At 73.8% G+C, this 10,599-nt stretch carries 9 protein-coding genes; 4 read left to right on the top strand and 5 right to left on the bottom strand.

The annotated features are described in order from the left end of the window. Window positions 1–122 precede the first annotated feature (122 nt). A complete protein-coding gene (locus ACFZBT_RS37495) occupies window positions 123–1,472 on the bottom strand; it encodes a tetratricopeptide repeat protein (protein WP_391113879.1) in 1,350 nt (449 codons plus the stop codon). A gap of 129 nt (window positions 1,473–1,601) precedes the next feature. On the opposite strand from ACFZBT_RS37495, the gene ACFZBT_RS37490 reads away from it, so the two are divergent. Together ACFZBT_RS37490 and ACFZBT_RS37485 are read left to right on the top strand one after the other, a co-directional pair. Then, on the top strand, window positions 1,602–1,754 hold the full coding sequence (locus tag ACFZBT_RS37490; protein WP_391113877.1) for a hypothetical protein: 153 nt from the start codon (window positions 1,602–1,604) through the stop codon (window positions 1,752–1,754). Window positions 1,755–1,885: 131 nt separating this feature from the next. Continuing rightward, window positions 1,886–2,923, top strand: a complete 1,038-nt coding sequence (locus ACFZBT_RS37485; RefSeq protein WP_391113874.1) for a hypothetical protein — start codon at window positions 1,886–1,888, stop codon at window positions 2,921–2,923. Between the two features lie 51 nt (window positions 2,924–2,974). Here ACFZBT_RS37485 and ACFZBT_RS37480 read toward each other — a convergent pair whose 3' ends face one another. The 4 genes from ACFZBT_RS37480 to ACFZBT_RS37465 form a co-directional block, all read right to left on the bottom strand. Continuing rightward, complete coding sequence (locus tag ACFZBT_RS37480) at window positions 2,975–4,369, bottom strand: extracellular solute-binding protein (RefSeq protein WP_391113881.1); 1,395 nt, start codon at window positions 4,367–4,369, stop codon at window positions 2,975–2,977. Further along, complete coding sequence (locus tag ACFZBT_RS37475) at window positions 4,369–7,320, bottom strand: substrate-binding domain-containing protein (protein ID WP_391113872.1); 2,952 nt, start codon at window positions 7,318–7,320, stop codon at window positions 4,369–4,371. The genes ACFZBT_RS37480 and ACFZBT_RS37475 overlap by 1 nt, the downstream gene beginning before the upstream one ends. A gap of 4 nt (window positions 7,321–7,324) precedes the next feature. Further along, window positions 7,325–7,660: a hypothetical protein gene (locus ACFZBT_RS37470; protein WP_391113870.1), complete on the bottom strand. Its 336-nt coding sequence runs from the start codon at window positions 7,658–7,660 to the stop codon at window positions 7,325–7,327. Window positions 7,661–7,786: 126 nt separating this feature from the next. After that, a complete protein-coding gene (locus ACFZBT_RS37465; protein ID WP_391113868.1) occupies window positions 7,787–8,848 on the bottom strand; it encodes a hypothetical protein in 1,062 nt (353 codons plus the stop codon). Window positions 8,849–9,019: 171 nt separating this feature from the next. On the opposite strand from ACFZBT_RS37465, the gene ACFZBT_RS37460 reads away from it, so the two are divergent. Together ACFZBT_RS37460 and ACFZBT_RS37455 are read left to right on the top strand one after the other, a co-directional pair. Further along, window positions 9,020–9,460 carry a hypothetical protein gene (locus ACFZBT_RS37460; protein ID WP_391113866.1) on the top strand — a complete coding sequence of 147 codons (441 nt, stop codon included), beginning with the start codon at window positions 9,020–9,022 and terminating at the stop codon, window positions 9,458–9,460. Window positions 9,461–9,547: 87 nt separating this feature from the next. Further along, a complete protein-coding gene (locus ACFZBT_RS37455; protein ID WP_391113864.1) occupies window positions 9,548–10,507 on the top strand; it encodes a hypothetical protein in 960 nt (319 codons plus the stop codon). Window positions 10,508–10,599 lie beyond the last annotated feature (92 nt).

Genomic DNA, 10,599 nt, shown 5'->3' with positions numbered 1-10,599 from the left:
CCGCCTTGCAGCTGCACGCACCAGGCCCCGCTCACCGGCGTCGAAGAAGTGCTGCCGATTCCCTGCGCCGTGATCCAAACGACAGGCCCTAGCCCGCACGACTGTGCGAAGCCCCTGTTTCCTCACAGAGGCGGCTGTGCGGGCGCCGGCCCGAGGGTCGTCGTGCCGGGGGCCGTACGGTGTCCGAGCCCGGTCCGGTAGGCGTCGAGGGCGGCCTCCACCCGCCCGGTCCGCCGCAGCAGATCGCCCAGGAGCCGGCACAGGTCGGCCAGGTCACCGGCCGCGCCCGCCCGCTCCAGCAGGCTCAGGGCGCGGACGTAGTGCTCCTCGGCGTCCTCGGTGCGGCGGGCGTCCTCGGCGATGATGCCGAGGAGGCGGTGCGCGGCGGCGGAGTGGACGGCGCCGCGCTCCGAGGAGAGGTCGTCGAGCACCCCGTGCAGCAGGGCGGCGGCCTCGTCGGACCTGCCGCGCCGATGGAGCACATCGGCCAGCTCGACGGCGACCTGGCTGCTGTAGAGGGCGGCGCGCCTGGCCGTCAGCATGCCGAGGGCCTCTCTCAACTCCGCTTCCGCACGCTCCAGTTGCCCGTCCTGGGCATACACATAGCCGCGCATCCAGTGGCAGTTGGCGAGTTCGGTGCGGATCTGCAGGCCCCGGTACAGCTCGGCGGCCTTGGCCAGCGAGGCGTCGGCCTCGGCGAGACGGCCCTCGGCGACCAGGGTGCGGGCGACGGACCGGTGCATCCGGGCGACCAGGGCGGGATCGCCGGACTGCGGGGCGAGCGCGAGCGCGAACTCGGCGGCCTGGGCGGCGCGGGCGTGCGCGCCCATGTCCATGTAGGGCCCGATGACGCTGGCGTAGAGCAGCAGCAGGGCGTCGGGGTCGTGCAGCCCGCCGCGGTTCAGCTCGTCGAGGGCGGACTCCAGCAGGTAGACGGCGTACCGCAGCTCACCGGCGAGATAGTGCGCGACGGCCCGGCCGCGCAGGGCCGGAACCCGGGCGGGCAGCGGCGCCCCCGCCAGACACCCCTCGGCCCGCTCGAAGTACCGCCGCCCGGCCACCAGCTCGCCCGTCTCCACCGCGCACTCACCGAGCCCGAGCAGCGCGGCGGCCTGTTCCGCGGCCAGCCCGTGCGTCTCGGCCTCGACGAGCAGTTCGGCGTACCGCTCCGCCACCTCCGCCGCCTCGGCCTCGCCGACGGCGAAGGTCCGCTGGGCCTCGGTCAGCCGCAGCCGCAGCTCGGTCGCGAGCCGCGCCGAGCGCCCGGTGGCCAGTTCGTCGAAGGCGACGCCGAGCCGCTCGGCGAGATGCCGCAGCGCGTCGTCGGAGGGCCGCACCCGGCCCGACTCCAGGGTGGAGACATAGGCCGGCGTGTACACGGGTTCCGCCAATTGCCGCTGCGTCAGTCCCCGTTCGACACGCAACCGCTGCACCCGGCGCCCGATCGTCCCCGGATCATCCCGCTCCCCCACGCCAACTCCCCCTGGCCCTCTTGCCGTTCGCCGCGAACAGCCCCTAGGTTAAACGGAGTGTTAAGCGGATTTGTCGAACATGCTTAATACGCCGCCACCGTAGCCACCGCCCCCCGTTGCGAGGTCGCCGTGCTGAGCCGCACACGCACCGCCGAGCGCTACACCAGAGGTCTCACCGCGGCCGTCATCGCCGTCGCGACACTGCTGCTCGCGGCGAACGCGGGGCCGGCGAGAGCGGACGAACCCCGGCAGGACCAGCGGACCGTCGCCGACGCCCGCTGACGGCCCCACCACGCTCACCTCTCCCACGGCACTTTCGCGCCACCGTCCTGCTTCCCGGCCCACGTCTGTCAGTGGGGTGTTCTAGCCTGCGCAGGCTGATCACTTCTTTCGTTCCGGGAGGTTCGAAAACCGTGCACAGACGTACTCTCACGGCCGCGACGGCGCTCGCGGTCCTCTTAGGCGCCGGGTCGGCGGCGGCCGCGGACTCCAGCGCGATTCTGCCCCTGAAGTCGACCGGCGACATGGTCGTCGACGGGGTCCACCATCGCGTCTTCATCAGCGATCCGGCGGCCGGCCAGGTCGTCGTCACGGACTACGCGGGAACGGTCGTCGGCACCGTGGGCTCGCTGCCCGGTGTCCACGGCCTGGAGCTGTCGCCCGACTCCGGCACCCTGTACGCGGCCGCGCACGACGCCGACGCCGTCGTGGCGATCGACACGGCGACCGCGACCGAGTCCCGCCGCTACTCCACGGGCGCGGGCGCCGGCCCGGCCTACGTCGCCCTGGCCGGTGGCAAGCTCTGGTTCAGCTACGGCTCCTCCGGCGACGGCAACATAGGCTCGCTCGACCCGAGCGCCGCCGGCCCCGCCGTCATCCTGGGCCAGGACACCGACCGCACCTTCTACGACGCCCCGATCCTGGACGCCGCCGCGGGCGCCCCGGGCACACTCGTCGCGGGCGCGCCGGGGCAGAGCCCGGTCGAACTCGCCGTGTACGACGTCTCCTCCGGCGCGGCGAGCCGCACGGCCTACGCCTTCGACCCGGGCGACACCGGCGGCGGCAACCTCCGGGATCTCGCGGTCACCCCGGACGGGCAGAACGTCGTCACGGCCAGCGGCGCCCCCTACTACCAGGCGGTCTACAGGCTCACGGACCTGTCCGCGAACGGCAAGTACGTCACCAACACCTACCCGAACGCGGTGGACATCGCCCCGAACGGCGACGTCGCGGCGGGCACGGACTCCTCGTACGACCCGGACGTGCACGTCTTCGAGCAGGGCGTCTCGACACCGGTGAAGCAGTACGAGGTATCCGGCGACGACTCCGCCCTCCTGGCGCCGGCGGGCCTCGCCTGGGCACCGGACGCGAGCAGGCTGTTCGCGATCTCGGAGAACGACAGCGACGTCTACTCGCTGAGCGTCTTCGACGCCGCGACGAAGACGGAGTAGGCCTCCCTGAAGCCGTGCCCAGCCGTGCCCCGGCGAAGGCGATGGGGAGGTTCAATCGGGCAGGAACTCCCTCAACGCCTCGTCAAGGCTCTTCGCTATCTCCGCGTCGCCCGGCGTGTTTCCCTCCGGGTCCCTCGGCGGGTCGTACAGCGCGTCGAGTTCGGTGATGAGGGTGCGGTTCACCGCGCCGTACAGGGGCGTGACGGGACGGTGCACGGCCTCGCGGAGGGCCGGGTACAGGATGTCCCGCGAGTAGCTGGTGCCGTCGGTGAAGCGGTCGGGGGGCGTACGGACCGTGCTCTCTCCGGTGGGGGACGCCCAGGGCGTCTCGGCGTACGCGGGGGCGTGGCGGCAGTCGGGGGCGGACTCCCGGTAGGCGGAGGCGCGGGTCGCGGCGAACCCGGCGCGCAGCAGGCAGCGTTCGCTGTCGGGGTCGGTGAGGAACGCGATGAGTTCCTCGGCCTTCGCGGCCCGCTGTCCGGTCATGGAGGAGGTGACGGCGAGGTTCTGGCCGCCGAGTACCGCTTTGCCGGGCAGCCGGGTCACACCGAGCTTGTCCTTGAAGGTCTCGTGGAGGGTGGGATAGACGTACGGCCAGTGCCGCAGGAAGGTGGTGCGGCCCTCCGCGAAGGCACTCAGCGACTCGGCCTCGCGGGACTGGGAGGCCTCCTTGAGCGTGTAGGACTTCGCCGTACGCTCACGCAGTTCGGCCACTCCCGCCGTCAACTGCTGCTCGGTCGCGACGTACTTGCCGTCGCGGTCGGTCAGCCGGAAGCCTGGGACGGCCGAGGCGAACGCCTCGATCGCGTTGACGGTGCGGCCCTCGTACGGGGCGAGCTGGGTGGTCCAGCCCGCTTTCTCGTCCCTGGGGGCGACGGCTTCGATCAGGTTCCGCAGCTCGTGCCAGGTGACCCCGTCGCTGAGCTCGGTCCGGGAGGCACTGGCCTTCCGCAGGTGGTCCTTGCGGTAGTACAGCAGGCCCGTGTCGCTGTTGAAGGGGACCGCGTACCGCTTCCCGTCCCAGTACGACGTGCTGTTCACGGACGGGATCAGGTCCCCGGGCGATTCGACGGCCGCGTCCGTCAGCGGACGGATCATGCCGGACTCGGCGAACTCCGGGATCCAGGTCACGTCGAGGTTCACCACGTCGTAGTCGGCGCTGCCGGACTGGAGGGCGCCGAGCAGCTGGCTGCGCTGCTGGTCGGCCGAGCCGGGCAGTTCGACCAGGCGGGCCCGGTAGCCGTCGGAACCCTCCCTGGCGTTCCAGGCGTCGATGAGCTGCTGGCGGATGCCGTTCTTGCCGGTGACGTCCTGGCCGCTGGCCACCACGATCCGGGTGGAGGCGTCGGCGCCCGAGGGCTGTTCCTGCCCCTCACCGCCGGTACAGGAGGCGAGGGTGAGCAGCGACAGCAGGGACAGCACTGCGGCGGGCAGGCGGCGGGCCATCATTCCTCCCCCGTTCCGATGCGGGCCACCTCGTCGTGCAGGGAGGGGACCAGGGCGTCTCCGGCGTCCAGGCAGCGGCCCCGGCCGGCCTCGGCGATGAGCGTGGCGGGTCGGTCGCTGTCGCAGGCGCCACTGTTCAGGGTCACCATCGCCACGGGCACGCCCGCGGACCCGGCCCGGTCGAGCACGTCCCTGAACCGGTCGCCGGTCAGGCGGTTGTCGTCCTCGCCGTCGGTGAGGTACACGATCAGCTGCGGCCTGTCGTCGCCGGTGCCGCGCTCCCGCATGAACGCCAGGGCGTCCAGCAGGGCGGCGGACGGATCGGCCTCCGCGTCCCGCACCTCACCGGTGTCGAGGGCCTCCTCGGCTTTCTCGCGGGAGTGTGTGCCGAAGCGCAGCAGCTCGCTGTGGGTACGGCCCGAGAGGCCGTGCACGGCCCACACTCCGTACTCGTCCTCCCCGCCGAGCCCGGGCAGGGTCTGTTTCAGGATGCCGGGGCCGCCGCTGGGGCCGTCCCACAGACCGGCCATCGAGCCGGAGCTGTCGAGCAGGAAGAGGACCCGGCCGGCTCCGTGCGCGTTGCCGTACCGCGCCAGTGCCTTGTCCAGATCCGACGCGTCGGCGGACTCTCCCGCGCGGACGGTGTCGGTCAGACCGGCGGAATCCGCCGCCTCGGCGTCGAGCAGCGGGTGGTCGCCGCTCGCGGACCTGAAGCCCTGCTCACCGAGCGCCGCCCTGCCTTCCGCACCGGTCAGCCAGGTGCGGAAGCGGTCCGCCTCGTCGTCGCGGGCGTCGGCGTCCAGGTCGCCGTGATCCCAGCGCACCCGCACGAACGTCGGTTCCAGAGCGGGTACGTCGTCGGGGTAGGCGGCGGTGCGCGGCACGCGGGTGGCCGGGCGGCAGCCGACCCCGCTCCTGAGCAGGAACTCCGGGACCAGGGCCGCGCCGCGGTCGTCCACGGCGTCGTCGTCGGGCAGCGTGCACAGCAGCTCGACCGCCGAGGGCTCGGGCCGCTCGGGCCGGGTGATGCGCAGCTCGGCACCGCGCACGTCGTCCCCGTCGCCGTACAGGCCCGCGGTCGCCAGCAGCGCCGAGCCGGTCAAGGCGGGGTCGGGGCGGTGTACTTCGGCGGTGCCGGGTGCTTCCTCCAGGGCGTCGACCAGCTGCGAGAGCGAGCGCCCGGTGGGCTCGCCGAGGGTGCGGTCGAGGCCGCGCGGGACGGCCAGCACGACGGGTGAGTACGCGAACGGCTCGGCGTCCGGCTCCAGCCAGGCGAAGACCCGGTCCTCCTGCGCGGCGGCGACCCGGCCGACGTCGGCGCCGGTCGCGGGGATCCACACGTCCGGCTGCGGGCCGATGTCCCGCTGCGGGTTGTCGTCCTCGCGCGGCTGCTGCCAGGCGTCGGTCCGCTTGCCCAGCGCGGAGACCACGGTGGCGGCCCCGGCGCTGTAGACGGTGACGCCGCCGCGCCGGCAGCCGTCGTCCGTGGTGTTCGCGTCCGAGGCGAAGTATTCGTCCGCGGCGGCCTGGATCGCCGGTTCCAGGTCGGGGTCGGTCAGCACGCGCAGCTCCCGGGACGGCGCGCAGATCGCGGAGTCCCCGATGACCGCGAAGATCCCGTAGCCGCCGGTGCCGGTGGCGAGCAGGGCCAGCAGGAAGGTGAGCAGGGTCCGGCCGAGCCGGTCGGCGAGGGCCCGGACGCTGTCGGCCGCGCGTCCGAGCAGGCGGGACCGGCGGGGGCCAGGCGGGGGGTCGGGCGTCTGGGGCGGCGGGGTCGTCCCCGGGGGAGCCGTCGGGGCCGTCCCCGGGGGAGGCATCGGGGTCGTCCTCGGGGGAGCCGTCGGGGCCGTTCCCGAGGGAGGCATCGGGGTCGTCCCCGGGGGAGCCGTCGGGGCCGTTCCCGAGGGAGGCATCGGGGTCGTCCCCGGGGGAGCCGTCGGGGCCGTTCCCGAGGGTGGGGCTGGGGCCGCCCCCCGGTCTGTCCCCGAAGCTGGTGCCGTCCCCGGGTCCGGAGCCGAGACCGCCTCCGAGACGGTCCCCGAGGCCGGAGCCGGAGCCTCCCCCGAGACCGCCCCCAAGGCCGGGTCCGGGCCCGCCGGAGGCGTGGGCGCAGGCCCAAGCCCAGGCGCACGCCCAGGCAAGTGCGCGGACGCCGATGAGTGCGCAGGCACCGTCGGCGCCGGCGACGGCACCGGCCGCGCCGCCAGCAGGACATCCGCGTCCGGGTCCCACGGAGGCGCCAGTGCCTGCGGTATCTGCGGGTCGTCCTCCTCCGCCTTGTAACCCGCCTCGTCCATCCGCTGCTTGAGCATCGGATACAGCTCGGAGAGCCACACCTCCCGGCCCTCGCAGAGCACCTCCGCCAGCTCACGGGTGAACGGCGTCGCGATGTCGGCGTCCCCGCCCAGGATGCAGCGGTTGGGCTGGACGCTCATCAGGAGGAGGACCTTCTCCTTGTTCCCCTCCGGGTCGGCGAAACGGTGCCAGATCCCCGCCGCGTGGCCCGCGTAGCAGCAGTCCAGGATCACCAGCACCTTGTCGGCACGGCTCTCGGCGACGCAGATCTCGCCCAGCACCTGGGCGAAGCTCACCGCGCCGGGCAGCTCGCCCGCGACCACCCGCGCGGTGCGCATCTGCAGGTGCAGCTCGCCGCCGGACGTGTTCACGACGGCGTGCCCGGCGAAGTAGAGCAGCAGCAGGCCCTCGGCCTCCCGCACGGCGTGGCGCAGCGCGGCGGTGAAGTCCTCCTGGGACGGCGAGGCCAGCACCCTGATCTCGCCCGCGCCGAACACCCCGCCCCGGTGCAGGGCGTCGTCGAGTGTCTTGCGGTTGTGCCGCACGGCGGGGAGCTGTCCGGTCACGCCCTGCGGGTCCGGGGCCGTGTGGTCGTATTCGGACACGCCGACGAGCAGCGCCCGGTTGGCTCGGCCGCGCGGGTCGAAGCGGCTCACCGGGCTACTCCCCGTCGGAGCCCAGCGGGCGGATCTCCGAATCGGGTTCGCCGCCCTGGAGCCTGCGGCGGTTGTTCTTCCAGGTCTTCACCGCGCGGGCGGTGTAGTCGGTCAGCGCGGCGACCGTCGCGACGTCGCCGAGCAGCTGGAGGACGATCTCGATGTCGGGCCCGAGACGCCCCTTGGGCCCGTCCGTGCTGGTCCGTTCCTCGATGCGCAGCTGCTCGCGGGAGAGCAGCTGCTCCAGCGGCTCGTCCCGTTCCAGCCAGGCCCGCAGTGCTCTGACATCGTCCACGGTCGCGCCGTCACCCAGCCGGACGCGTACGCCTAAGACAGCCACTTCGTCCCCCTCTGTCATACCCGACATCATGACACCGGGTCAGGCCGTGAGGGCAGACCTTTGACGCAAACCGCGCAAGCGCTCGCACACTCTCTTCACGCCGCGCGCACCCGGCGCACGGTGTGCTCAGCCCTGGGTCTGCAGCTGGCGCAGCTGCCGCTGCACGTGGTCGAGCGCCCCCTCGCGCCGCCCGGGCACCCGCCCCCGCAACTCGGCGAGCCCGGTCCCCAGTTCGCGTGCCTGCGCGGAGTCGGATATCTGGCCCCACTGGTGGTGGGCCCGGTCGACGGCCGACTCGACGGCGGGCGCGTCCACCGCCTGCCCGGCGTTCAGCCGCGCGGCGGCCACCGTCAGCCAGGTGCGGCAGCTGCGGGCCGCGTCCCCGGCGAACATCGCCAGGTCGGCCCTGACCTCGGCCCAGTGCAGGGCCTCTTCGGAGGCGGGTCCGTGCGCGGCCACGGCGGCCTGCTCGTGCCGGGCGGCGAGCGCGTCCGCGTCCTGGTGGCGGCCGGACTGGACGGCGGCGGTGATGGCGGTGTGCGGATCGCCGCTCACCGGCCCCCGCGCGCTGACCACGATGTCCCGGCCGGCGCTCTCCTGAGCGATCCGGGCCAGTGCCTGCTGGTGCAGCTGCTCCGGCGGCGGACGGAACCCGCTGCGCAGGATCGTCGCCACGGCCTTCATGTACGCCGGTGCCGCGACCGTGCGCCGGGACGGCGGTGGTGCGATGCGCCCGTGGACGGCGGTGCCGCGGCCCGAGTCCAGGGGGGCGCTCCGCAGCAGCTCCCAGGTCTCGGCGTCCGCGTGCAGGTCGAGCACGAGCGTGGTCGCCCCGGCGGGTCTGAGGCGCAGCTCCTCCCGGAACCAGTGCCAGGGGAAGGCCGTGTAGCGCACGGTCGGGGCGGTGGTGCGGGCCAGCGCGAGATGCGGCAGGCGCTGCTTGCGGTCGAGCTGGAGCTGCCCGGTGACGTACACGGTGAGCGGGCCGGGGGCCGTGGCGGCGGCGCGGAGCCGGGTGAGGACGGCCTGCGGCTCCAGCGGGTCGGCGAGTTCGACGACGTTCGCGGTGTCCGTGCCCGACAGCACGGCGGGCGGCACGGCGGCCAGCACGGGGAGCACGGAGGCGGCGTCCACCAGGCGCCCCCTGCCCAGCGGCGAGGCCGCCAGCAGCAGCACGGTTCCGGGCATCTCTTCCCCTCCCCCGGTCGATCACGTACGGCAGCACCGTAACCTCTGCGGCTGCAAAGGGGGCGGCCAGGACCGCAAACGTCCGCCTTCGGGTGGTTCGCCCCCCGACTTGCCTACGGCCCTCCGCAGGTGTGCCCTGGTAGGCAGGGGCAGGGAGAGAGGAGCACTCTCATGGCTCATGCGGCACCCGCCTCACGCGAGGTCGCCCTGCGGCACCGGACGCCCGATGTCTTCAGCCCGCGCGTCCACGCGGTGGCGAAGGTCGCGACGCCCGTCGTCCTCGGGCTCGTCTACGGCTACTGGGCCGCGGCCAACCGGCGCTACGGCGGGCCCATCACGGGCTGGAACCTGCTGTTCGGCTTCGTCACCGCGCTCGTGTTCGCCGTGCTGTTCGCCGCCGTGTGGCACTTCGGCCGGAGGCTGCGGCGCGAACTGCACGCGGCGCTCTGGTTCGCCTTCACGGGCTGCGCGACCGGCTTCCTCATCAGCCAGTCCGGCTTGTCCGTGCTGTGGTCCATGTGGCTGGGCATGGCGGCCGGGGCGGGCGTCCTGCTGACCATGTTCTACCGCTACTACACGCACGAGGACGCCACGGGCCACCGCATCGGCTGACCGGCCGGTCCCCGTTCGGCTCGACTTGTACGGCCGATCGCAGTCATCCCGCGCGCGGAGCGGGCCCGGGGCGGCTTGCCTGGGAGGGTGCCCGAGCGCGACCGGGCGCCCGTACCCGAGAAGGCGCCCCTACGACCGCGGAACGCCCTGTCGGCCGTTCTGCTGGCCCTCGCGTGCCTGCTCGTGCCGTTCGGGGCGCTCGCGTCCTGGGCGGCGCACGGGCTGACCGACACCGGCCGCTACGTCCGTACGATGGCGCCGCTCGCCGCCGATCCGGATGTGCGGCTCGCGGTCGCGGACGCCGTCGGGGACGGCATCATGCGGGAGGCCGGGCACGACCTCGACACCGGCTCCCTGCGCGGCGCGGTCGGGCCCTTCGTGCACGACGCGGCCCGCTCCTTCACCCGCACCGAGGCGTTCCGCGCCGCCTGGGACGCGGCGAACCAGGCCGTCCACGCCGCCGTGCTGCGCGCCCTGCGTGACGACGAGGAGCGGGCGGACCCGGTCACCGTCGACCTCGCCCCGGTCGTCGCCCGGGTCAAACGCCAACTCGAAGACGACCACGTGTCGTTCGCCCACCGCATCCCGGTCACCCACACCCGGGTCCCGGTGCTCCCGGCCGGGGACGTGGACCGACTGCGCAGGGGATACCACGTGCTGGACACCGCCGCCTTCTGGCTGCCGCTCTCCGCCGCCGTGCTGGCCGTCACCGGGATCGCCGTCGCCGCCTGCCGCCGCCGCGCTGTCACCGCCCTCGCTCTCGGCACGGCCCTGGGCGGCGGGCTGCTGGTCCTCGCGGTCGCGATCGGCCGCCGCCTCACCCTCGCCGACCTGCCCGACGCACTCCACCGCCCGGCGGCGGGCGCGGTCTACGACGCCCTCACGACCACCCTGCGCACCGTGTCCTGGCTGCTCCTCGCCCTCGGCCTGACAGTGGCACTCGCCTCCTGGCTCACGGGCCGGTGCCTCGCCGCGCGGCGACACGAACCGCCATCCGCAGCGCCCACCACAGATCCCCCACCGGAACCCACGCGGGCCCGAACCTGACACCGCCACCCGGCACGCGACCCACCAGCCGCCCCCCCCTCTCGCCGCACGGTGACACGACGAACGTCCGTGAGACCGCCGCAGCCCCACCT

The organism is Streptomyces sp. NPDC008137 (assembly GCF_042957035.1).
Lineage (GTDB): Bacteria > Actinomycetota > Actinomycetes > Streptomycetales > Streptomycetaceae > Streptomyces.
The sequence above is the reverse complement of the archived record's forward strand: the minus strand, read 5'-3'. Positions and strand labels throughout refer to the sequence as shown.